This is a genomic window from Micromonospora sp. NBRC 110038, assembly GCF_020884815.1.
GTDB lineage: Bacteria > Actinomycetota > Actinomycetes > Mycobacteriales > Micromonosporaceae > Micromonospora > Micromonospora haikouensis.
The window spans coordinates 119,294-142,202 of sequence record NZ_BBOL01000010.1 but is presented as its reverse complement, the minus strand read 5'-3'; the positions used below and the strand labels follow the sequence as shown (position 1 = coordinate 142,202).

The following is a 22,909-nucleotide window of genomic DNA, read 5'->3' as shown; positions in this document are numbered from 1 at the left end:
GGCCGAACCGTCCGGGTCAGCCGGTCATCGTGGCGAACACGATGACGTTGTCCACGTAGCTGCCCGCCGCCTGGTCGAACTGCCCGCCGCAGGTGACGACCCGCAGGCCGGCCCGGTCGTTGGGTCCGTAGACCAGCTCGGTGGGGAAGGCGGCCTTCGGGTACGCCCGCACCTCGTCGACCGTGAAGGTGACGCGGCTGCCGTCGTCCCGGGCCACCTCGATGGTGTCGCCCGGCTGGAGCGCGCCGAGGGAGTAGAACACGGCGGGGCCGCCGACCTTCGCCGAGTCGACGTGGCCCACGACGACGGCGTTGCCGATCTCGCCGGGGCTCGCGCCCGGGGAGTACCAGCCGGCGCTCAACGCCTGCTCCAGCGGGGGAACCTGGACGGTGCCGTCCGGGTTGGTGCCCAGCGTCATGATCGGTGCGTCGACGCCGATGCGGGGGATCCTGATGGTGGTCGGGGTGGCCCGGGCCAGGCCGGCCGTCGGCTGCCCCCCGTCCGCCGCCTCCGTGTCGGCGTCGAGGGGCCCCTGACCGGCGACGTTCCCGCCGTCGTCCGTGACCCCACCGACGCGGTCGGGGCCGGCCTGGGTGACCGGCTGGGGCGGGCGGGGGGTGGGCGCGGCGCGCATGGACGCGCCGACCATCCCGGCGCCCACCATGGCGAGCAGGACGACGACGGCCGCGCCGGCGGCGCGCCACGGTGTCCCGTGGCGGCCGCCGGCCGGTGTCGCCGTCACGTCAGGCGAGGGACCCATTGGCCCGACGCCGCCGCATCAGCACGATGCCGCCGAGCGCCGCGGCGCCCATCATGCTCGCCCCGGTGGTGGCGAGCCCACGGTCGGTGCCGCCGGCCGCGCCGCCGTCACCGCCCTCGACGTGGCCGCGCGGGAGCACGACGAGTTCGCCCTCGCCGCAGGAGCCCTTCAGCTCGTAGCGGCCCGGGCGGGCGTCCTCGGCGACCTCCGCCTCGCCGTAGTAGACGAAGTCCTTCTTGTGCTCCCAGGACTTCTCCTCGCCGTACCCCTTGTCCTCGCCGTAGCTGGAGTCCTCGCCGTAGCCCTTGTCCTGGCCGTAGCTGGAGTCCTCGCCGTAGCTCTTCTCCTTGCCGTAGCCGGAGTCCTCGCTCGACCAGTCCTTCTCGGCCTTCTTCTCGGACTTCTCGGACTTGTGCCCGTAGCCCTTCTCGGCCTCCTGGTCGTGCTCGTAGCCGCTCCACTCGCCGGACGAGTCGTCGGCGGCGCCGCCGCCCTTGCCGCCCTTGGCCTTCTCGTCCTCCTTGGCCTTGGACTTCTCGTCCTCCTTGGCCTTCTCGTCTTCCTTGGCCCCGCCGTGCTCCTCGCCGGCCTTCTCGTCTTCCTTGGCCTCGCCGTGCTCCTCGCCGGCCTTCTCCTCGGCCCAGGCGCCCTCTTCCTCGCCCCGGTAGCCGTGGTCCTCCTCCGCCGGGTGCAGCTTGACCTTGCCGGTCACCTCGGACCAGACGGCGGCGTGCTCCTGGGCCTCGGGGCAGATTTCCAGGATCTTGACCTTCTCGCCGGGCTTGACGACGTGCGGCTTGGCATAGACCTTGCCGTCGCGGGTCTCGCCGTCGTAGTGGCCGTCCGCGAACGCGATCCCCGGCGTGAACACCAGCAGGGACGCGCCGCCGAGCGCGGCACCCGCAACGACCTTCCCGAGCATCTTGTTTGCCATGACCTGCGTCACTCCATCCCTCTTCGTCCTGAGCCCGACGTCAGCCGAGCTACCCACGACGTTAGCCCTGTTCGCGAGCTATCAGGGGAAAGATTCGTGTTTTACAGTTTGCCTGAGCATGAGGGTGAAGGTCACTTAAGCGCGTTTGACGCCATGTGTCGGATGAATCGGGTCGGTCGACGGGGTTGCGACCGGCCGGGCGTTCCCGCACCCTTTCGAGGGGGGAGGGTCGCTCACGTGCGGCGTCCCGGTCGGTGCCTCCGGTGCTCCGACGCCCCTACCGGGCCGCTCGTCCCCGGTGGGTGGGGCCGCCCGGCATCGAACCATTGCCATGGAAGCGCTCCCATGCAAGAATTCCCTCACGCGGTACGGGGAGCCACACCGCGCAAGGCAGATGTCGAGGGCACCGGTTCCACCGGACGACGTCCGCCGCCCGACCGGCCGTTCCGCGCGCCGGTCGCGCACCACCACCACACTGCCCGTCCGGGTCGGGCACCCCCGAAATCCCCCGTGGCGCCGTCGATGTCTTTCGATGTCGCGCGCCGTTCCGCCGGGCCGCGAGTCCGGTCTCGCCCAAGGAGATCAGTGGCATGAGTATGAGGAAGAGACTGTCCGGCCGTCGCCGGGCGCTCGCACTGACCGGTGCGGGCGCGCTGGTCGCCGGCGGTCTGGTGACCATTCCGGTCACCGCGGCCCAGGCCGCGACCCAGTGCAGCGTCGACTACACCACCAACGACTGGGCCGGCGGCTTCACCGGCAGCGTCACCATCAAGAACATCGGCGACGCCGTCTCGTCCTGGAACCTCGGCTTCACCTTCCCGAACAGCAGCCAGAAGGTCGTGCAGGGCTGGTCGGCGAAGTGGAGCCAGAGCGGGCAGAACGTCACCGCCACGAACGAGTCCTACAACGGCTCGATCGCCAGCGGCGGCAGCGTGACCCTCGGCTTCAACGGCTCGTGGAGCGGCAGCAACCCGAAGCCCACCTCGTTCACCCTGAACGGCGTGGTCTGCAACGGCGGCACCACCAACCCCACCACGCCGCCGCCGACCACCACCCCGCCGACGACGCCTCCGCCCACGACGCCCCCGCCGACGACCCCGCCGCCGACCACCCCGCCGCCGACGACCCCGCCGGGGCAGAAGGTGGACAACCCGTACCTGAACGCCAAGGGGTACGTGAACCCGGAGTGGAAGGCCAAGGCCGAGTCCGTCGCGGGCGGCAACCGGGTGTCCAACACCCCCACCGCCGTGTGGATCGACCGGATCGCCGCCATCAACGGCACCCCGGACAGCAGCTCCAACGGGGCCATGGGCGTGCGTGACCACCTGAACGCCGCGCTGGCCCAGGGTGCGAACTACATCCAGTTCGTCATCTACAACCTCCCCGGCCGCGACTGCTCCGCCCTCGCCTCCAACGGTGAGCTGAAGCCGGACGAGCTGCCCCGCTACAAGACCGAGTACATCGACCCGATCGCGGCGATCCAGGGCGACCCGAAGTACGCCAGCCTGCGGATCATCAACATCGTCGAGATCGACTCGCTGCCGAACCTGATCACCAACACCTCGGACAAGCCGGGCGGCACGGCGACGTGCGACACGATGAAGGCCAACGGCGGGTACGTCAACGGCGTGGGCTACGCCCTGGCGAAGCTGGGCGCGATCGGCAACGTCTACAACTACATCGACGCCGGCCACCACGGCTGGCTGGGCTGGGACAGCAACTTCAGCCCGAGCGCCGCGATCCTGCGTGAGGCCGCCGGCGCGTCCGGCAGCACCCCGGCCAACGTGCACGGCTTCATCGTGAACACCGCGAACTACTCGGCTCTCAAGGAGCCGTACTTCAAGGTCACCGACACGGTGAACGGCCAGACCGTCCGCCAGTCCAAGTGGGTCGACTGGAACTACTACGTCGACGAGCTCTCCTTCGCCCAGGCGTTCCGCAACGAGCTGGTCTCCAAGGGCTTCAGCAGCAACATCGGCATGCTGATCGACACCTCCCGCAACGGCTGGGGCGGCTCCGCCCGGCCCACCGGCCCGGGTGCGATGACCAGCGTGGACACCTACGTCAACGGCGGCCGGGTCGACCGGCGCTTCCACACCGGCAACTGGTGCAACCAGGCCGGCGCGGGCCTCGGCGAGCGTCCGAAGGCCGCTCCGGAGCCGGGCATCGACGCCTACGTCTGGGTGAAGCCCCCGGGTGAGTCGGACGGTTCCAGCACCGAGATCCCGAACAACGAGGGCAAGGGCTTCGACCGGATGTGCGACCCGACCTACACCGGTAACGCCCGTAACGGCAACAGCATGAGCGGCGCGCTGTCGGGTGCCCCGATCTCGGGCGCCTGGTTCCCGGCGCAGTTCGCCCAGCTGATGCAGAACGCCTACCCGCCGCTCTCCTGACCAGGCGGAAGGCCTACCGGCCGCCGCGGGAGTGAGGCACCGCGCCGGCAGGTTCCCCCGGCCCCTGGTCCGACCGTCCACCGGTCGGGCCAGGGGCCCCCGCCTGTTCCGGGCCGGCGAGTTCCGGGCCCGAGCAGGCCCGGGCCGGCCTGTTCCGGGCCCTGAGGCCCGAGCCGGTGAGGTGCGGGCCGGTCAGGGCACCGTCCGCTCCACCGCCGCCCGGCCCTGCTCGGCCAGGTCCCGGCGGGCCCGCTCGATGTTCTCCGGGGTGGGGTCCTGGCCCCGCGCCAGCACCAGGTCCTCCGGGTCCCACGGCTGCTCCGCGCCGGTGCGGATGTTGTCCCCGCCGGCACCCGTGCCCCCGCCGTACGGGTCGCCGAGCAGGTCCTCGGTCGAACCGACCCCCTCCACGGCTTCCCCCGGCCCGGCGAAGGACGGGTTGTCCCGGTCGGCCCCGCCGCCGGTACGCAGCTGCGGCACCGTGCTCTCGTCGTCCACCGCCGCCGCCACCTCGGGGCTCTCCTCCAGCGGTCGCCCCGCGTTCGGTTCGCGCTCCGTCATCCTGCTGCCCTCCTGTGCGCCAGGTGCTGCCTGATCCCCCTCGCGTACCCCGCAGGGCCGAGGGCATGCCGACGACGCCGGGCCCCGGTCGGCCCCGCTCCTTGCCCGGTCAACCCCGCTCGTCGCCCCGGGCCGGCCCGGGCGGCGCGGCCGGGCTGAGCCACTGCCAGAGCAGGAACAGCAGGCCGCCGCCGTCGCGTCACCCCTCGTGCGGCCGTAATGCGCGCGCCACCACCCCGACGCGACCCCCCCGCCCTTCGACGCGTGGTCCGGCGAATCTTGGACAGGTGCTGTTCGCCGGGCGAACGGTAACTGTCCAAGAATCAGAGGGCGGACGCCGACGCGCCCCGGCCGTGGTCGGCCGGGGCGCGCGCAGCGGGGACGGTCAGCGGCCGAGCACCCGGTCCAGGAAGTCGCGGTACCCGCGTACCGCGATCCGGAGCTGCTCGGTGTCGTCGCCGGTCTGCTGCCAGTCGCCCAGCTTGTTCTTCTGCTCCGCGAGCGCGGCGGCCAGCGCTTCGATCGCCTCCCCGACCAGCGACTCGGCCTGGCCGGCGGCGGCCCGGGGATCGTCGACGAAGCGGAGCTGGACGTCGCGCCAGCGGTCCCTGAAGCCCTGGGCGGTGCCGGGCTCGAAGAGCGTGGCGGCGTCCTCGGGCACCGCGCCCGTGGTGGGCCGGGCCGCCGCCGTGACCGCAGCGACGCCGTCCCGCGTGTGCGCGCCGACGCCGGGGGCGGACGGGGCGTCGTCCCGTGCGTCCGGGTCGATCATGCCGGGCTCGGGTCGGCCGTACCCGGCCGCGCCGGCGACCACCGCGTCGGTCTGGTCGCGGTCCGCGCCGGCCCGCCCGTCGACCGCGTGGCGGGCCCCGGTGCGCCCGTCTCCCGGCTCGTCGGTCGTCCACCGGGACCGGTCGTGCAGTCGGTCGGCGGCGGTCGGGTCGGCCCGCTCGTCGTCGAACGCGTCCGTCCTGCCCGGCGCGCCGTCGCCCGGCCGGGCGGTGTCCTCGCCGCGCGGGTCCCGCTCGTCCTCGGGGCGGCCGCTGGCCATCGCCGAGGCCGCGACCGCGCCGCCGACCGTGGTCGCCCCGAACGCGGTCGGCAGCGGGGCCGGCTCGTGGAACTCGGGCGCGCTGTCGCCGCGCTCGTCGGCCACGGCCGGGTCGTCGAAGGTACCCCGGTCGTCCAGCACGTCCTCGGGCACCTCGGCGCGGCCCTCGACGTCCCGGCCCCGGCGGGCCGCCGCGTCGCCGGTCGCCCCGCCCGGGGGCGGCACCGGCACCGGCGCGGACCTGACGGCCTCGGGGTGGTCGCTGCTCACCTGCTGCTCCTGGCGCATCTGGCTCTCCTCAACGGCTCGTGACGTCGTGCGGACGATCGACCGGCGTCTGCTCCGCCTCCCGGGCCGCGCTGTCCGGCTGGCGCTGCTCCGGGTGGTGCTGCTCGGGCCGGCGGTGCTCCGGGTGCTGCTGGTCCAGGTGCTGCTGGTCCGGGTCGCGCTGCTCGGGGACGCGGGCGGCCACCGGGTCCGCGCCGAGCAGGTCGGCGAAGAGCGCCCGGTAGTGGACGACTGCCTGGCGCAGCTCCTCGGTGCCGGCCTCGCCGCGCTCGTTGCGCAGCCGGATCTCGTGGGCGTCCCGGTAGTGGGAGAGCGTCCGGGCGTGTTCGACGGAGAGGTGGGCGATCTGGTCGGAGAAGTCCCCGGTCGGGTACCCGCGCTCGGCGACGAGCCGGCCGACCAACTCGTCCGCGTCGCTGACCGTCTCGGCGGGGGAGTCGACGAAGCGGACCTGGAGCTCCTCCCACGCCGCCGCGTACCGGGCCCGGGACTCGGGGGTGAGCGGGGTGAGCGTCAGCTCCGCGTGCCGGCGTTCCCGGTCCCGCAGCTCCCGCTCGGCGTCGGCGCGGCTGTCCCGCTCGGCGACCACCCGGTCGTACTCGGGCCCGAACCGGGACCGCAGCGCGCGGCGGCGGGCGACCTGCCGGCCGACGACGGCCAGGGCCGCGACCACCACGAGTACGACGAGAACTATGACGATTACCTGCGTGGGCGACATGGCTCCTCCTTCGTCCCTCCGGTATTCCCTCCGGTCGCTGATCGCCAATCCCGATCCGGGCGACTTTCCTGGGCGATCGGCGGATGCCGGGTGACGGATGGGGGATTCCCGCCCTGATGGGTCCGGACTCCGATACAGCGGAGCGTGCCGGGGCGAGCGCACCGGGCGAGAGGCCGGTACCGCATCCGCCGACGATTACGTATCCTGCCCAAGGCGCCCGTGCCGGTGCCCCGGTGCCGTGGCGGCGAAGCCTGGCCGGTGCCGGTGCCACCCGCTGCCACACGTTCCGGGCGAGGTCTGATGAACACCCGCGACTGGCCGATCCGCTCGAAGCTGACGGCCCTGGTCGTAGCGCCGGTCAGCGCGCTGCTGGCCCTGTGGATCTTCGCCACCACGCTCGCCTTCGGCCCCGCGCTGGACCTGCTCTCCGCGGGCACCCTCCTCTACGACTTCGGCCGGCCCGGGGAGACCGTCGTCGCCGAGCTGCAACGCGAGCGCCGGCTGACCGTGGTGCAGCTCGCCGGCACCGCCGAGCTGCCGGAGCTGACCGAGCAGCGGCGACGCACCGACGTCGCGGTCGCCGAACTGCGCCGCCGGGTCAACGGCGAGCGACTGCGCGACGCCGCCGGCGACCTGCTCGACGCCCGGCTCGACCGGCTGCTCGGCGCGCTGGACGCGCTGCCCGCCGGCCGGGGGTTCATCGACCGCCGTCAGGTGGACCGGACGGGCGCGATCGGCCTCTACAGCGGCATGGTGGGCGCGGCCTTCCAGGCGTTCACCGCGCTGGCGGCCCTGCCCGACAACGAGCTCAACCGGCAGGCGCTGGCGCTGACCGCGCTCGGCCGGTCCCGGGAGCTGCTCGGGCAGGCCGACGCGCTGCTCGCCGGGGTGCTCGTCACCGGGCGCTACGCCACGGGCGAGCACACCCAGCTCGTCCAGATCATCGGCAACCAGCGGTTCCTGACCGAGACGGCGGTGGCCGACCTGCCGGCGGACGACCGGGCGGCCTACCAGCGGCTGGCCGAGAGCGAGGCGTTCGTCCGGTTGCGCGTCCTCCAGGACGAGCTGGTGCGGGCCGATCCCGGCCGGGCACCGCGGCTGGACGCCCGCGCCTGGGAGACCAGCCAGGAGGCGGTCCAGCGTGGACTGCGCGACTTCGAGCTCACCCAGGCCGACGCGATCGCCGACCGGACGGTGCCGGTGGCGGTCGGCATCCTGGCCCGGCTCGGCGTGGCCGGCGTGCTCGGGCTCGCCGCGATCGTGGCGTCGGTGCTGTTCTCGCTGCGGGTCGGCCGGTCGCTGGCGCGGCGGCTCACCGCCGTGCGCGACGCCGCCCTGGAGATGGCCGAGCGCCGGTTGCCGGACGTGGTGACCCGGCTGCGTCGCGGCGAGGACGTCGACGTGGCCAGGGAAGCCCCGCCGCTGCAGTACGGCGAGGACGAGATCGGCCAGGTGGGGCGCGCGTTCACCGAGGTGGGCCGGACGGCCGTCCGTTCCGCCGTGGACGAGGTGACCCTGCGGCGCGGGCTCAACGAGGTCTTCCTCAACATCGCCCGGCGCAGCCAGGGGCTGGTGCACCGGCAGCTCGCCCTGCTGGACCGGATGGAGCGCCGCGTCGAGGACCCGGACGAGCTGGCCGAACTGTTCCGGGTGGACCACCTGGCCACCCGGTTGCGCCGGCACGCCGAGGACCTGGTGATCCTCGCCGGGGCCGCGCCGGGCCGGGGCTGGCGCAATCCGGTCGCGATGGTCGACCTGGTGCGGGGCGCGATCTCCGAGGTGGAGTCGTACGACCGGGTCGACATCGCCGACGTGCAGCCCGCAGCCACCGTCGGCCGGGCCGTCGGCGACGTCATCCACCTGCTGGCCGAGCTGATCGAGAACGCCACCGCGTTCTCCCCGCCCGGCACCCGCGTCGTCGTGCGGGGGCAGAGCCTGCCCAACGGGTACGCCGTGGAGATCATCGACCAGGGGCTGGGCATGTCCGCCCCGGCGCTGGAGGAGGCCAACCGCAGGCTGGCGACGCCGCCGGAGTTCGACCCGGCCGACAGTGCCCGGCTCGGGCTGTTCGTGGTCGCCCGGCTCGCCGCCCGGCACGGCGTCCGGGTGCAGCTGCGGCCGGCCGCCCAGGGCGGGGTCACCGCCGTGGTGCTGATCCCGCACGACCTGGTGACCAGCGAGCCGCCGCCCGGCCCGCCCGGCAGGCGGGAGGCGCAGGGCGCGGGCGACGACCGGCGGATGGCCAAGGTGACCCGCCTCAACACGCTGCCCCGGCCCCGGTCCGCCCGGATCACCCGGGAACGCGGCGACTCGTCGACCGCCGTGGTGCCGCTGGTGCCCAGCCGCTCCGTGCCGGCCGACCCGGGCGGAGACGGCGACGGCCTGCCCCGGCGGGTGCGCCGGCGTGGCCCCACCACCCGCCCCCGGCCGACGGCCCAGGACGCCCCGGCCCCGCGCGCCCCGGAGGAGGCCCGCCGGCTGATGTCCGCGCTCCAGGCTGGCACGGCCCGGGGCCGCCGGGACGGCGCGGCCGGCACCACCGCCGCCGACCTGCCCGCGGTCGGCGACGGCACCGCCCCGACCACCGCCGCCCCGATCTCACCCGCCGCACCCACCCCGACCACCGCCGCCGACGCGACACCGGAACCGGACGCCCCGGCGGCGCCCCCGCAACAACCCACGACCGCAACTGAGAGGGACGCCTAGTGGTGCACACGACGAAGCCGAACGTCGATCTCGACTGGTTGCTCGACGAGCTGGTGGAGCGGCTACCAGCCGCCCGTGAGGCGGTGGTGCTCTCGGCGGACGGGCTGCTGCTCGGAGCCTCCGCCGAGCTCGACCGGACGGCCGCCGAGCACCTCTGCGCCCTGGCCTCCGGCTTCTCCAGCCTGGCCAAGGGCGCCAGCCGGCACCTTGCCGCCGGCGGGGTGCGGCAGACGGTGGTGGAGATGGAGTCGGCGTACCTCTTCGTCACCGCCGCCGGCCAGGGCGCGTGCCTCGCGGTCGTCGCCGAGGCCGACGCGGACATCGGCCTGGTGGCGTACGAGATGGCGATGCTGGTGATCCGGGTGGGCGAGAACCTGGCGGCGCCGGTCCGGGCCTCCTCGGGTGGGGCCGATGCGGGCTGAGTCCCCGGGGCCCCAGCACGAGTGGCTGGACGGCGACGCGGGCCCGGTCGTCCGGCCGTACACGCTGACCGGCGGGCGGGTCCGGCCGCCGGTCGGCCTCGACCTGGTGGCGTTCGTGCTCGCCGGCCGGGGCGCGGACCCGGCGGCCCACCCGCGGCTGCACCCGGAGCACCGCCGCCTGGTGGAGCTCGCCCGGCGGCCGGTCCCGGTCGCCGAGCTGGCCGCCGAGCTGGACCTCGCGGTGGGTGTGGTCCGGGTGCTCGTCGGCGACCTGCTCGCCCGTGGCCTGGTCTCGGTGCACGAGCCGGCCGGCACCGCGTTCCTACCCGACGACAACATCCTCAAGGCGGTGGTCAATGGACTCCGTGCGCTATGACCGGAACGGGTCCGGGGTGCGGATCCCGCTGGCCCTGAAGATCCTCATCGCGGGCGGCTTCGGTGCCGGCAAGACGACGCTGGTGAGCGCGCTGAGCGAGGTCCGGCCGTTGCAGACCGAGGAGGTCCTCACCGGCGCCGGGATCGGCGTGGACGATCTTTCGGGCGTGGAGGGCAAGTCCACCACCACGGTGGCGATGGACTTCGGCCGGATCACCATCAACGAGGATCTCCAGGTCTATCTGTTCGGCACCCCGGGACAGGACCGGTTCTGGTTCCTCTGGGACGAGCTGGCCTTCGGGGCGCTCGGGGCGGTGGTGCTCGCCGACACCCGCCGGCTGGCCGACTGCTTCCCGTCGATCGACTACTTCGAGCAGCGGAACATCCCGTTCGTGGTCGGGGTGAACTGCTTCGACGACGGCCGCCGGTTCAGCCTGGACGCCGTACGCCACGCCCTGGACCTCGACCCGGGCGTGCCGCTGGTGTTCTGCGACGCCCGGGACCGGCAGTCCGGCAAGCTGGTGCTGATCTCCCTGGTCGAGCACGTCGCCCGGCAGCGCGGCGAGCCGGTTCCGGCCTGACCCGGCCGCGCGGGCAAGGACCCGGACCGACGTGGGTAGGGATCCGGACCGACGCGGGTAAGGACCCGGGGTGACGGGCACGGACGGCGGGCCGGGACGGCCGGCGACGGACAACAGCGGAAGGCGGACCGGATGACCGGGCAGCAGACGATCGTCCACCTCGGGTGCTACACGGCGGCCAGCGGCGGGCGGGGCGAGGGGATCGTCGCCGCCCGGCGCGACCCCGTGACGGGCGCGCTGACCCCGCTCGGCACCGCCGCGGCGACCCCGTCGCCGTCCTTCCTCACCCGGCATCCCACCCTGCCGGTGCTCTACGCCGCCAACGAGCTGCCCGAGGGGGAGGTCAGCGCGTTCCGGGTCGGCCCGGACGGCGACCTGACCCCGCTCGGCTCGCGCGGCACCGGCGGCGCCGAGCCCTGCCACCTGGCGGTCACCTCCGACGGCGGGCACCTCGTGGCGGCCAACTACGGCGGCGGAAGCCTGGCGGTGTTCCCGCTCGACCCGACGGGCGCGCCGGGCGAACGCAGCGACCTGGCGGTCCACGCCGGGCACGGGCCCGACCCGCAGCGGCAGGAGAAGGCGCACTGCCACATGGTCTCCCCGGCGCCGGACGGCGGGCCGCTGCTCGCCGTCGACCTGGGGACCGACTCGGTCTACCGGTACGACCTCGACGCGGCCTCCGGGCGGCTGGTGCCCCGGGCGCCCCGGGTGCACGCCGCGCCCGGCTCCGGCCCCCGCCACCTGGCCCGGCACCCCGACGGCCGGCGCTGCTGGCTGGTCGGCGAGCTGGACGCCACGGTCACCGCGTACGAGCTGACCGCCGACGGGGCGCTGCACCAGCGGGGCCGGGTGGACGCCAGCACCCGCGCCGGGCACGTCCAGCCTTCCGAGATCGCCGTCGGCGTGGACGGGCGCTTCCTCTACGTCGGCAACCGGGGCGTCGGCACGGTGTCGGTCTTCGCCCTCGCCGGAGAGCTGCCCGAGCCGGTGGCGGAGGTGGAGACCGGCGGGGAGTGGCCCCGGCACTTCGCGCTGACCGGCCAGCACCTGTACGTCGCCGACGAGCGCGCCGACATGGTCCGGGTGTTCCGGGTGGACGCCGCGACGGGGGTCCCGACGCCGGTCGGGGAGCCCGTGGCGCTGCCCAGCCCGACCTGCGTCCTGCCGTGACCCCCGGCTCCGGGCGGTTCCGGCCCTGATCAGGGGCGTGTCGGCGACCTCGGGGCACCGGGTCGTCACTCAGCGTAGGAAAAGTGATGACATCTGTCTCTCCTGAGTAACTTTCGTCCGAACGGACGTGGCAGTACCAGCAGCGGGTCCGCAAGATGGTCACCGTGTCAGGCCGCCATCGCATGCAGTCAGGTATCCGCGGAGCAGGCGCAGTCGCGTCGGCGACGGCGCTCGTCGTCGTCATCGCGGGTGCCTGGTTCGGCTACCGGGAGCTGGTCCAGCCCGCCTGTTCGGGGCAGGTCCAGCTGGCGGTGGCGGCGGCCCCCGAGCTGGCCCCGGCCGTGCAGGCCGCCGCGGCCCAGTGGATGGCCGACGGGGCGGCGGTCGGCGGCACCTGCATCGCCGTGAACGTCTCCGAGTCCGAGCCGGTGGACGTCGCCGCCGCGGTGGCCGGCAAGCACGGGGTGCAGCTGGCCGGCGTCGGCCAGGCCAGTGGCACGGCGGTCACCCCGGACGTCTGGGTGCCGGACTCCTCGACCTGGCTGCTGCGGCTGAAGAACGCCGGGGCCACCGCGTTCGCCCCGGGCAACGGCGCGTCCATCGCCCGCAGCCCGGTGGTGGTGGCGGTGCCCGAGCCGGTCGCCGAGACCCGGTTCGGCTGGCCGGAGAAGAAGCTGACCTGGACCGACCTGCTGCGCCAGGTGAGCAGCAGCAAGCCGATCCGCGCCGGGATCGTCGAGCCGACCCAGGACGCGGCCGGACTGTCGGGGCTGCTGTCGCTGACCGCCGCCGCGAGCGGGGCGGGCGGCGACGCGCAGCAGGCCACCACGGGGGCCTTGCGGGCGCTGGCCACCGGCCGTTCCGCGCTGCGCGAGGACCTGCTGGCCCGGTTCCCGCGTTCCTCCGACCCGACGGCGATCGCCTCCGGCCTCGGCGCCGCCGCGCTGTCGGAGGAGGACGTGATGGCGTACAACGAGCGGAAGCCGCCGATCCCGCTGGCGGCGCTCTACCTGGAGCCGTCGCCGATGCCGCTGGACTACCCGTACGCAGTGCTGCCGGGCATCGAGCCGGCGAAGCAGGCCGCCGCGAAGGTGCTGTTCGAGGTGCTCACCACGCCGGGCTTCCGCAACCGGCTGGCGGAGCGGTCGCTGCGCGCGCCGGACGGCAACTGGGGCGACGGCTTCAAGGCCCCGCAGGGCGCGCCGAGCCCGGCTGGTGGGGCGGCGACCGCGCCGGCGCCGGGTGGCAACGGCGCGGGGGGCCTGGACCCCGTCGCGATAGAGCGCGCCGTCTCCAGCTGGTCCATCGCCACCCAGTCCGGGCGCATGCTCTGCGTCATCGACGTCTCCGGGTCGATGAAGCAGCCGGTGCCCAGCGCCAACAACGCCACCCGGGAGCAGGTGACGGTCGCGGCGGCCAGCCGGGGCCTGAACCTCTTCGACGACTCCTGGTCGATCGGGCTGTGGACCTTCTCCACCGAGCTGGTCGGCAGCCTCGACTACCGGGAACTGGTGCCGATCAACCCGCTGTCCAGCAACCGCAGCCGACTGGAGCAGGGGCTGGCCACGATCCGGCCCTCCAGCGGCGACACCGGCCTGTACGACACGATGCTGGCCGCCTACAAGGCGGTGCAGGAGGACTGGGAGCCGGGGCGGGTCAACTCGATCGTGCTGTTCACCGACGGCAAGAACGAGGACGCCAACGGCATCTCCCAGCAGAAGCTGCTCGCCGAGCTGAAGCGGATCGCCGACCCGGACCGGCCGGTGCAGGTCGTGATCATCGGCATCGGCAACGACGTCAGCAAGTCCGAGCTGGAGTCGATCACCAAGGTCACCGGCGGCGGCAACTTCGTCACCGAGGATCCGACCAAGATCGGTGACATCTTCCTCAAGGCGATCGCGCTCCGCCCGAACGCGCCTCGCTGACCGTGCACCATACTGAGTCCCGAATCAGCGACGGTGGCTTGCCGCGCGGGAAACCGTTGCGCCAAGCCGCCTGCCGCACCGGTCCGCCAGCAAACTGACGGCAATACGTCCGAAGTAGTTGGTGGCCATAGTTGTTAAGAGAAGATGTCGAGGTGCTCCGGCGCCGTCGGTCCCGTTGGGGAGACCGAGCAACGACCGGGGCCTTTCTCAGCAGAGTGGGGAGGGCCGGTGACGTCGGCGACGCTGTTGACCGCCACCAGGACGCCGCCGCGGCCTGGGGCTGACCGGGGCGGGCCCGTGGCCCGCGTCGACGAGCGGGCGTACGTTCGCATGCTGGTGGTGCTGGACACCGCCGTCCTGGCGGTCGCGGTGCTGATCGGCTACGTCGCCCGATTCGGCGACGAGGAGCCGGTGGGCTCGAAGATCCCGTACGTCGTGGTGGCCCCCGTGCTGCTGCTCACGTGGCTGCTCTCGCTCAAGGTCCTGCGCTGCTACGACGACCGGGTGCTGGGCTACGGCGCCGACGAGTACCGGCGGGTCGGCAGCGCCAGCCTGCGCCTCGCGGGCGGCACCGCCATCGCCGGCTACATCGCCGACGTCGGCGTCTCCCGGGGCTTCCTGGCCATCTCGTTCGCCGTCGGCATGCTGGGCCTGGAAGTGGCCCGGTTCGCCGCCCGCAAGCGGCTGCACCGGGCCCGGTCCCGGGGGCGCGGCTGGTCCCGCAAGGTCCTGGTGGTCGGCGACACCGCGCACGTGCTGGAGCTGGTCCACCAGCTGCGCCGCGAGCCGTACGCCGGCTACCACGTGGTGGGGGCCTGCATCCCGGACGCGCTGCTCGCGCCCGTACCGCAGCGGCTCGGCGACGTGCCGGTCGTCGGCTCGTTCCGGGGCATCCCCGAGGCGGCCACCGCGATCGGCGCGGACACCGTGGCCGTCACCGCCTCCGGCGAGCTGACCGCGACCCGGCTGCGGCGGCTCGGCTGGCAGCTGGAGGGCACCGGCGTCGACCTGGTCGTCGCGCCCGCGCTCACCGACGTGGCCGGCCCCCGCATCCACACCCGGCCGGTCGCCGGCCTGCCCCTGATCCACGTGGAGGCCCCCGAGTTCCGGGGGGCCCGCAAGCTGGTCAAGGGCTTCGTCGACCGGTCCGCCGCCGCCGTGGCGCTGGCCCTGCTGCTGCCGCTGCTGGCCGTGATCGCCCTGGCGATCAAGCTCGACAACCGGGGGCCGGTGCTGTTCCGGCAGATCCGGGTCGGCCAGGGCGGCCGCGAGTTCGGGGTGTTCAAGTTCCGCACGATGGTGGTCAACGCCGACGCCCTGCTCGCCGAGCTGACCACCCGCAACGAGACCGACGGCCTCATGTTCAAGATGCGCGACGACCCCCGGGTGACCCGGGTCGGCCGGGTGCTGCGCAAGTGGTCGCTCGACGAGCTGCCCCAGCTCGCCAACGTGCTGCTCGGGCAGATGAGCCTGGTCGGCCCGCGCCCGCCGCTGCCCTCCGAGGTGGCCCGCTACGACGGCGACGTGGCCCGGCGGCTGCTGGTCAAGCCCGGGATGACCGGCCTCTGGCAGGTCAGCGGCCGGTCCGACCTGAGCTGGGAGGACGGCATCCGGCTCGACCTCTACTACGTGGAGAACTGGTCGCTCGCCGCCGACCTGACCATCCTCTGGAAGACCTTCGGCGCGGTCGTGCGCAGCCGGGGCGCGTACTGACCGGTGGGTGTCCCGGGCCGGCGTCGCGCCGACCCGGACACCGGGCCGGTCAGGGCTGCGGGCCCGTCCAGTCGAGGCAGACCACCACCGCGTCGTCGACCAGGTCACCGGCGACGAACGCCCGCAGGTCGCCGATCAGCGACCGCACCGCGTCCAGCGGCTCCATCGGGCCGGTCCGGCGCAGGAACCGGTCCAGCGCGGTCTCGCCGTACCGGACGTTCTGCCCGGTCGCCTCGACCACGCCGTCGCTGAGCACGAAGAGCCGGTCGCCGCGGCGCAGCGTGAACTGCTGCTCCCGGTAGTCGGTGCCGTCGAACATGCCGAGCGGGAACTGCGCCTCCAGCGGCTGCTCCACGACCTCCCCGCCGCGCAGCAGCACCAGCCGGGGCGAGCCCGCGTCGATCACCGTCATCACGCCGCCGGCCAGGTCCAGCTCCAGCAGCAGCGCCGAGACGTGCTGCTCGCCCCGGTGCAGCGCGTACACGGCCTGGTCGGCGAGGGCGGCCTGGTCGGCCAGGCCCAGCCCCGCCCGGCGGGCGTTGCGCAGGGCGTGCGTGGCCAGGGCGGTCAGCACGGAGGCCTGCACCCCCTCGCCCATCCCGTTGATCGTCGACAGCCACAGCCGGTGCCCGTCGTCGGACCAGTCGAAGCTGTCGCCCCGCACCGCGTACGCCGGTTCGAGCTGGCCGGCGAGGCTGAAGGACGGGCGGATCCGGCTGCGCCCGGGCAGCAGCTCCCACTGCATCTCGGCGGCGAGGGTGAGCCGGCGGCTGCGGCGGGCGGCCCGGTAGACGTCCGTGCCCTCGTTCACGGCGACCAGCTCGTGGCCCAGCGCGGTGGCCACCCCGAGCAGCTCGCCCACGGCGGCCGGATCGCCGGGCACCGGCGACACCCGGAGCACCCCCCGCCGGTCGCCGCGCATGCTGACCGGGAGGTAACCGGTCCGCTCGGTGACGATCGGCTCCTGGTGGTCGAAGCAGCGCCAGGCGGGGTGCCCCGGGCCCTCGATCGGTTCACCCTCGGTGAGCGGCAGCAGTGCCGAGAGGCGGTAGTCGACCTGGAAGAGTTCGACCTCCGTGATCCCGTACGACCGCAGGAGTTCCCCGGCGAGCCGGTCGACCAGCAGGTCGGCGGGCGCCTCGGTCAGGGTACGACGGGCCCGGTCTTCCGCACCGCTCATCGTCACTCCTCTGTTCGGAGGGGCCGGCGACCAGGGACGCCGGGTAGTCTCTTGCCCAACATGACCGAAGAACACGGTCCGCACGGACCAGAAGCGAGTATGGCCGCCGCCCTCGACGCGGCGGCCGGCACCCTGCTCACGGTCTTCGAGGCGGCGCGCGAGCGCACCACCAGCCGGCTCTCCGGGGCGCAACTGCGCGCCGTCATGGTGGTCGAGCAGCACGACGGGATCAACCTGCGTCGGCTGGCCACGCTGCTCGACATGCTGCTCTCCTCGGCCAGCCGGCTCTGCGACCGGCTCGTGGCGGCGGGCATGCTGGAGCGCGAGCCGGGCCGGTCCGACCGGCGGGAGATCTCCCTGCACCTCACCCAGGAGGCCGAGAAGCTCCTCGCCGAGCTGCGGGCCGACCGCCGGCAGCGGCTGGCGGCGATCCTGTCCGGGATGACCCCCGAGGGGCGGCAGGCCCTGCTCGGCGGGCTCCAGGAGTTCGACGAGGTCGCCCGGCTGCGGCACCCGCCGGAGCCGCCGACGGCGGAGTTAGCCGCCGAGGCCCGGCCGGACGAGTGGGCTCCGCCGCCCGGACAGGGCTGGCCGGCGGGGGAACACCCGGCCGGGTGGGCGACCGGGGGCGTGCCGCGCGGCCGACCGGCGACGGACTCGGCCCCGGGCGGCTGGCCCGGCGACGGCACCGCGGGCGGCGGCTGGTCGGCCGGCGACCCGCAGGTGGCCCGCACCGCCTGACCCCGCACCGCCTGACGGCAGCCCGGCGCGGCGTGCCTCTCGCGGCACGGCAGGTGTTGGGAGGGGCCCTTCCTATACAGAAGGCGTTAACAGGGGGCCCTTCCTTGCGCCGCCGCCCGCAGGTGCTCGCACGCGCGGGGGTGGTCGGCCAGGACGGTGCCGCAGGCCGCCAGCACGGCGTCCAGCAGCGGCTCGCGGCCCGCGCCCCGAGCCGCCAGCACGCCGGCCTGCCACGTCGTGTGGTCGAGCAGGAGCTGCGGATCGCCGACCCGGATCGCGGCGGCGAGCGCGTCCACGAGGTGCCCGACGGCGGCGGCGAACTGGTCGGCCTCCGCCTCGGGCGGGGCCACCGCGCGCAGGGCGAACTGCACGACGTCGCGCCGCCGGCGCAGCACCGCGGCGTACTCGTCGCCGCCCGCCGCGGGCGGCGGGCCGGCGTGCCCGGCGAAGAGGTCCGTCTCCAGCAGCCGGGCCGCGTCGCGGGCGGACGCGCCCCACGCCGCCGCCCCCACGGCGGCGGCCCACCGGCCGTCGGGGCCGAACCCCGGGCCGCCGGCGACCACCGGGACCCCGGCCGAGCGGCACGCCTCGATCGTGCGCCCGGCCCGGACCAGCCGGCTCGGCTGCACGCAGCTCAGCAGCACCGCGTCCGGCCCGGTCTGGTGCAGGTAGGAGACCAGGTGGCGGGCGGGGACGCTGGCGCCGAGGAAGGTCACCCGCCAGCCCGCGGCGCGGACCACCTCGGCGACAATGCGGGCGGCCAGCGCGTGCCACTCGCCCTCCACGCAGGCCAGCACCACGTGGCCGCGCGCCGGCCGGCCGGTGGTCCGCGCGCCCACGGCGGCGACGACCAGCTCGCTGACGTGCGTGGCGGCGTGCTCCTGGGCGACGCTCCACCGCCCGGCCGACCAGCGCAGGCCGATCTCCCGCTGCGCCACGGCCACCACGTCCACCAGGACGTCCGCGACGCTGGCCCCGGCGTCGAGCAGGTCGAGGGCGAGTTCGACGGCCGCCGGGTGGTCGGCGGCGTCCAGGCAGGCGAGGTACGCCTCGACCGCCGCCGCCCCCGGCCCGGCGGCGACGGGAGACGCGGTCGTCACCGGCCGCCCGCCCGCACGGCGAGCATCGCGATGTCGTCGTGGGCCTGCCCGTCGAGCCACTCGTCGACGAGCTGGAGCACCCGGTCGACCAGGGCGGCGGGCGGCAGCCCCGCCCCCGACGCGACCGCCCGGCGCAGCCGCTCGTCGCCGAACATGTCGACCTCGCCCGCGCCGCCCCGGGCCTCGGTCACCCCGTCGGTGTAGGCGAGCAGCACCTCGCCGGGGGCGAGGCCGACCTCCGTCTCGGCGAACCGGGGGGCGGCGAGCGCCCCGATCGGCATGCCACCGACCCGGACCTGCTCGACGGCGCCGTCGGCCCGGACGACCAGCGGCGACGGGTGGCCGCCGCCCGCGACGCGGACCAGCAGACCCCCGTCGGACCGGGGCGTGAGGGTGCCGAGCAGGACGGTGGTGAACTGGCTGCGCCGGGCGGCGTCCGGCGCGTCGAACAGGGCCCGGTTGAGCAGCCGCATCAGCTCCAGCGGGCGCTGCTCGACCAGGCGCAGCGTCTGGAGGGACTGGCGGACGCGACCGGTGAGCACGGCCGCCCCGACGCCCTTGCCGCAGACGTCGCCGAGGGCGAACAGCGCGCCGTCGGCGGTGGGGAAGACCTCGTAGAAGTCCCCGCCGATGCGCAGGCTGTCACCGGCCGCCCGGTAGCCGCCGGCGAGGGTGACGCCGCCGATCGTGGGCAGCTCGGGCGGCAGGAGGCTGTGCTGCAGCACCCGCGCCAGGTGGGCCTGCTCGCCGTAGAGCTCGGCGGTGGCCAGGGCGGCGCCGGCCCGCGCCGCGAACTCCCGGGCCAGCTCGATCTCCCGGGCGTCGAAGCCGGGTCGCCCGGCCCGCCGGATGAGCACCAGCGCCCCGGCGGCGCCGGCCGCGCCGAGCATCGGGCTGACGAGGACGGTGCCGGGCCGCCCGAAGCCCGCCGGCAGCACGGCACCGAGGTCGGCCAGCTCGGCGTCGAGCCAGGGGCTCGGCTCGGCGTGGTCACCGGCGAGCGCCTCGGCGAGGCCGGGCACCGCCAGGGGCAGGCCCGCCGGCGTGACCCCGGCCGTCGGGCCCCGGTCGCCCTCGGCGTACCGGAGCCAGTGCGGGGCGTCCTCGGCCGGGGGCGGCGGGCGGTGCACGACCAGCGCCGCGTCGGCCAAATACGGCACCGGGAGGGTGGCCGCGGCCCGCAGGGTTTGCTCGCGGTGCAGGGAGAGCCCGAGCCGGCTGCCGGCCTGGGCCAGGAACGTGGTGCGCGACCGTTCGGCCAGCAGGGCGTCGGTGCGGGCGCGCTCCTCGGTGACGTCGCGCACGTACCAGGCGAACCGGCCGCCCCGCAGCGCGCGGCGGACGCCGTGCAACCGCCGGCCGTGGTGCTCGGCGTCGAACGTGTCCGCGCCGGCCGCCGCCGCCCCGGCCAGCGCGGGCACCGCGCACCCGGCCAGCTCGCCGCCCGGCGCGAGCTCCGGCAGCAGCTCGCCCGCCATCGCGTTGAGCAGGGTGACCACGCCGGCGTGGTCGGTGGTGACGACCGCCTCGGCGAGCCCGTCCAGCAGCTCCCGGGCCAGGCCGGTGTCGGCCGGCAGCGGGGGCTCGGCGGTGCGTCGGTGCGTCGGGCGGGACGCCTGCCCGCCGCCGCTGACCGGCCCGGCGAGACCGCCCCGTCGGATGGTCGTCACGGCCGGGCGCCGGTCGGAGGCGCTGTGTGCATGCTGGTCGTGCGCTCCTCCGCTGCCGAGAACTTGCCTTCGGGCAAGGGTACCGAGGGGCTCCGACGGTCGCCCATCGAGCGGAAGGGGAGGTCAGCCCTGTCGGGTCAGCCAGCCGACCGGCTCGGCGACGATCCGGCGGACGACCGAGCCGGCCGCGCCGACCACGGCGGCCTCGGGGCCGAGCGTCGACGGGCGTACGGTGACCGGCGCCCAGCCGGCGGTGAGCACCCGCCGGGACACCTCGGCCAGCACCGCCGGCCGCAGCCAGGGGGTGAGGAGCGCGTAGCCGCCCCCGAGGACCACGGTGTCCAGGTCCAGCAGGTTCACCACGCCCGCCACCGCGACCCCGAGGGCCTGCCCCGCCTCGGCCAGCGCCGCCAGGGCGGCGGGATGGCCGGCGGCGGCGAGGTCGGCCAGCCGCGCGGCGGCGGTGTCCGCCGGCAGGTCCGCCCGGTCCAGCCCGGCGGCGGCGAGCACGGCCTCCTGGCCCGCGTACTGCTCCAGGCAGCCCCGGCCGCCGCAGCGGCAGGGCCGCCCCTGCGGCTGGACGGGGATGTGACCGATCTCGCCGCTCCACCCGCGTACCCCCCGGAACAGCGCGCCGTCGAGGACGATCCCGGCACCGATGCCCACCTCGCCGGAGACGTGCAGGAAGCTCGCCGGCCCGGTCGGGTCGGCGTGCAGCTCGCCCACGGCGGCCAGGTTGGCCTCGTTGTCGACGACCAGCGGCGGGACCCCGGGCACCGGCCCGGCCAGCGGCGGGTGGTCGGCCAGCAGCTCGGGCACGGCCACGTCCCGCCAGCCGAGGTTCGGGGCGAGCCGGACCAGCCCGGCGTCGCCGACCAGGCCGGGCACGGCGAGGGCCACCCCGGCCAGGGTGAGACCCTGCCCCTCGGCGTCGGCCCGCGCCTCGGCGGCCAGCGTGACGAGCCGGGCGAGGGCGTCGGCGGGGGAGACCGGGCGCAGGTCGGCCCGGCGCACCGTGTGGTGCCGGACCTCGCCGGCCAGGTCGACCACACAGGCGGCCAGGTAGTCGACGTTGATCTCCAGCCCGAGGCCGGCCGGGCCGGACCCGGCCAGCACCAGCCCGCGCGCCGGCCGGCCGGCCCCGGCGCGCGGCGCGGGCTCCGACTCGGCGACCAGCCGGCCGGCGATGAGGTCGTCGACGACGGCCGAGACGGTGGCCCGGGTGAGGCCGGTCGAGGCGGCCACGTCGGCCCGCGACGGTGGGCGGGGCGCGGCGGCGATCCGGCCGAGCACCACGGCGAGGTTCAGCTCGCGCAGGCTGCCCTGGCGGACCGCCCCGGGGACAGGGGCGGGGCGGGTCACCCCTTGACAGTGCCACATGCCCGCCAAATAATTCAACCACTGAACAAATAGCTACCGGAGGTCTGCCATGGCACCCCGTCCCACCCCCGCCGACAAATTCTCCTTCGGCCTCTGGACGGTGGGCTGGCAGGCCCGCGACCCGTTCGGCGACGCCACCCGCGGTGAGCTGGACGCCGTCGAGGCCGTGCACAAGCTCGCCGAGCTGGGCGCGTACGGGATCACCTTCCACGACGACGACCTGATCCCGTTCGGCGCGGACTCCGCCGCCCGCGACGCCCAGATCGCCCGGTTCCGCAAGGCCCTCGACGAGACCGGCCTGGTCGTGCCGATGGTCACCACCAACCTGTTCACCCACCCGGTGTTCAAGGACGGCGGCTTCACCAGCAACGACCGCGACGTGCGGCGGTACGCGCTGCGCAAGGTGCTGCGCAACATCGACCTCGCCGCCGAGCTCGGTGCCAAGACGTACGTCATGTGGGGCGGCCGGGAGGGCTCCGAGTACGACCTGGCCAAGGACATCCGCGCGGCGCTGGACCGCTACCGCGAGGGCGTCGACCTGCTCTGCGAGTACGTCGTCGACCGCGGCTACGACCTGCGCTTCGCCATCGAGCCGAAGCCGAACGAGCCGCGCGGCGACATCCTGCTGCCCACCGTCGGCCACGCGCTGGCGTTCATCTCCACCCTGGCCCGCCCCGAGATGGTCGGCCTCAACCCCGAGGTCGGCCACGAGCAGATGGCCGGGCTCAACTACGCCCACGGCATCGCCCAGGCGCTCTGGCAGGGCAAGCTGTTCCACCTCGACCTCAACGGCCAGCGCGGCATCAAGTACGACCAGGACCTGGTCTTCGGCCACGGCGACCTGATGAACGCGTTCGCCCTGGTGGACCTGCTGGAGAACGGCGGCCCCGACGGCGGGCCGGCCTACGATGGCCCCCGCCACTTCGACTACAAGCCCTCGCGCACCGAGGACTTCACCGGCGTGTGGGCCTCGGCCGAGGCGAACATGCGCACCTACCTGCTGCTCAAGGAGCGGGCCGCGGCGTTCCGGGCCGACCCGGAGGTGGCCGAGGCCCTCGCCGCGAGCCGCGTCGGCGACCTGGCCATCCCGACCGTCGCCGACGGCGAGGGCTACGCCGGGCTGCTGGCCGACCGCTCCGCCTTCGAGGAGTACGACGTCGACGCCGCCGCCGCGCGGGGCTTCCACTTCGTCCGGCTCAACCAGCTGGCCGTCGAGCACCTGCTCGGCGCTCGCTGAG

The 22,909-nt window shown here is 74.9% G+C and carries 19 protein-coding genes; 10 read left to right on the top strand and 9 right to left on the bottom strand.

The window, feature by feature from the left end:
* Positions 1-16 precede the first annotated feature (16 nt).
* Positions 17-742: a class F sortase gene (locus LPU61_RS28340; protein ID WP_043966115.1), complete on the bottom strand. Its 726-nt coding sequence runs from the start codon at positions 740-742 to the stop codon at positions 17-19.
* A 1-nt stretch (position 743) separates the two neighbouring features.
* Complete coding sequence (locus LPU61_RS28335) at positions 744-1,694, bottom strand: hypothetical protein (RefSeq protein ID WP_229406688.1); 951 nt, start codon at positions 1,692-1,694, stop codon at positions 744-746.
* Positions 1,695-2,284: 590 nt separating this feature from the next.
* Here LPU61_RS28335 and LPU61_RS28330 point away from each other — a divergent pair.
* Positions 2,285-4,090, top strand: a complete 1,806-nt coding sequence (locus tag LPU61_RS28330) for a glycoside hydrolase family 6 protein (protein WP_229406687.1) — start codon at positions 2,285-2,287, stop codon at positions 4,088-4,090.
* Between the two features lie 192 nt (positions 4,091-4,282).
* On the opposite strand, the gene LPU61_RS28325 is transcribed toward LPU61_RS28330, so the two are convergent.
* From LPU61_RS28325 to LPU61_RS28315, 3 genes are all read right to left on the bottom strand, one after another.
* Complete coding sequence (locus tag LPU61_RS28325; protein ID WP_043966119.1) at positions 4,283-4,651, bottom strand: hypothetical protein; 369 nt, start codon at positions 4,649-4,651, stop codon at positions 4,283-4,285.
* 385 nt (positions 4,652-5,036) lie between these two features.
* Positions 5,037-5,990 carry a hypothetical protein gene (locus LPU61_RS28320; protein WP_043966121.1) on the bottom strand — a complete coding sequence of 318 codons (954 nt, stop codon included), beginning with the start codon at positions 5,988-5,990 and terminating at the stop codon, positions 5,037-5,039.
* 10 nt (positions 5,991-6,000) lie between these two features.
* The gene (locus tag LPU61_RS28315) at positions 6,001-6,708 is read right to left on the bottom strand and encodes a hypothetical protein (RefSeq protein WP_229406686.1); all 708 of its coding nucleotides are present in this window, start codon (positions 6,706-6,708) and stop codon (positions 6,001-6,003) included.
* A gap of 300 nt (positions 6,709-7,008) precedes the next feature.
* Here LPU61_RS28315 and LPU61_RS28310 point away from each other — a divergent pair, with 300 nt between their 5' ends.
* From LPU61_RS28310 to LPU61_RS28280, 7 genes are all read left to right on the top strand, one after another.
* Complete coding sequence (locus LPU61_RS28310) at positions 7,009-9,414, top strand: nitrate- and nitrite sensing domain-containing protein (protein ID WP_229406685.1); 2,406 nt, start codon at positions 7,009-7,011, stop codon at positions 9,412-9,414.
* The gene (locus LPU61_RS28305; protein WP_043966125.1) at positions 9,414-9,836 is read left to right on the top strand and encodes a roadblock/LC7 domain-containing protein; all 423 of its coding nucleotides are present in this window, start codon (positions 9,414-9,416) and stop codon (positions 9,834-9,836) included. The genes LPU61_RS28310 and LPU61_RS28305 overlap by 1 nt, the downstream gene beginning before the upstream one ends.
* Positions 9,826-10,212 carry a DUF742 domain-containing protein gene (locus tag LPU61_RS28300; protein WP_043966612.1) on the top strand — a complete coding sequence of 129 codons (387 nt, stop codon included), beginning with the start codon at positions 9,826-9,828 and terminating at the stop codon, positions 10,210-10,212. Before LPU61_RS28305 ends, LPU61_RS28300 begins: the two co-directional genes overlap by 11 nt.
* On the top strand, positions 10,193-10,792 hold the full coding sequence (locus LPU61_RS28295; protein ID WP_043966126.1) for an ATP/GTP-binding protein: 600 nt from the start codon (positions 10,193-10,195) through the stop codon (positions 10,790-10,792). Before LPU61_RS28300 ends, LPU61_RS28295 begins: the two co-directional genes overlap by 20 nt.
* A gap of 132 nt (positions 10,793-10,924) precedes the next feature.
* Entirely contained in the window at positions 10,925-11,962 is a 1,038-nt protein-coding gene (locus LPU61_RS28290; RefSeq protein ID WP_043966129.1) for a lactonase family protein, read from the top strand.
* A gap of 182 nt (positions 11,963-12,144) precedes the next feature.
* Positions 12,145-13,887 carry a substrate-binding domain-containing protein gene (locus LPU61_RS28285; protein ID WP_043966131.1) on the top strand — a complete coding sequence of 581 codons (1,743 nt, stop codon included), beginning with the start codon at positions 12,145-12,147 and terminating at the stop codon, positions 13,885-13,887.
* 228 nt (positions 13,888-14,115) lie between these two features.
* Positions 14,116-15,600, top strand: a complete 1,485-nt coding sequence (locus tag LPU61_RS28280) for a sugar transferase (protein WP_043966133.1) — start codon at positions 14,116-14,118, stop codon at positions 15,598-15,600.
* 49 nt (positions 15,601-15,649) lie between these two features.
* Here LPU61_RS28280 and LPU61_RS28275 read toward each other — a convergent pair whose 3' ends face one another.
* On the bottom strand, positions 15,650-16,780 hold the full coding sequence (locus LPU61_RS28275; RefSeq protein ID WP_229406683.1) for a PP2C family protein-serine/threonine phosphatase: 1,131 nt from the start codon (positions 16,778-16,780) through the stop codon (positions 15,650-15,652).
* 99 nt (positions 16,781-16,879) lie between these two features.
* Between LPU61_RS28275 and LPU61_RS28270 the strand changes: the two genes are divergently transcribed.
* Positions 16,880-17,521 (top strand): MarR family winged helix-turn-helix transcriptional regulator, encoded by a 642-nt coding sequence (locus tag LPU61_RS28270; protein WP_144420341.1) that lies wholly within the window; start codon positions 16,880-16,882, stop codon positions 17,519-17,521.
* Positions 17,522-17,607: 86 nt separating this feature from the next.
* Here the strand turns inward: LPU61_RS28270 and LPU61_RS28265 are convergent, their stop codons facing one another.
* The 3 genes from LPU61_RS28265 to LPU61_RS28255 form a co-directional block, all read right to left on the bottom strand.
* Positions 17,608-18,621 (bottom strand): B12-binding domain-containing protein, encoded by a 1,014-nt coding sequence (locus LPU61_RS28265; protein WP_229406682.1) that lies wholly within the window; start codon positions 18,619-18,621, stop codon positions 17,608-17,610.
* Entirely contained in the window at positions 18,618-20,291 is a 1,674-nt protein-coding gene (locus tag LPU61_RS28260; protein WP_229406681.1) for a PP2C family protein-serine/threonine phosphatase, read from the bottom strand. Before LPU61_RS28260 ends, LPU61_RS28265 begins: the two co-directional genes overlap by 4 nt.
* Positions 20,292-20,414: 123 nt before the next feature.
* A complete protein-coding gene (locus tag LPU61_RS28255) occupies positions 20,415-21,671 on the bottom strand; it encodes an ROK family transcriptional regulator (protein ID WP_199486107.1) in 1,257 nt (418 codons plus the stop codon).
* A gap of 49 nt (positions 21,672-21,720) precedes the next feature.
* On the opposite strand from LPU61_RS28255, the gene xylA reads away from it, so the two are divergent.
* Entirely contained in the window at positions 21,721-22,908 is a 1,188-nt protein-coding gene (xylA, locus tag LPU61_RS28250) for a xylose isomerase (RefSeq protein WP_043966141.1), read from the top strand.
* The last annotated feature ends 1 nt before the right edge of the window (position 22,909 follow it).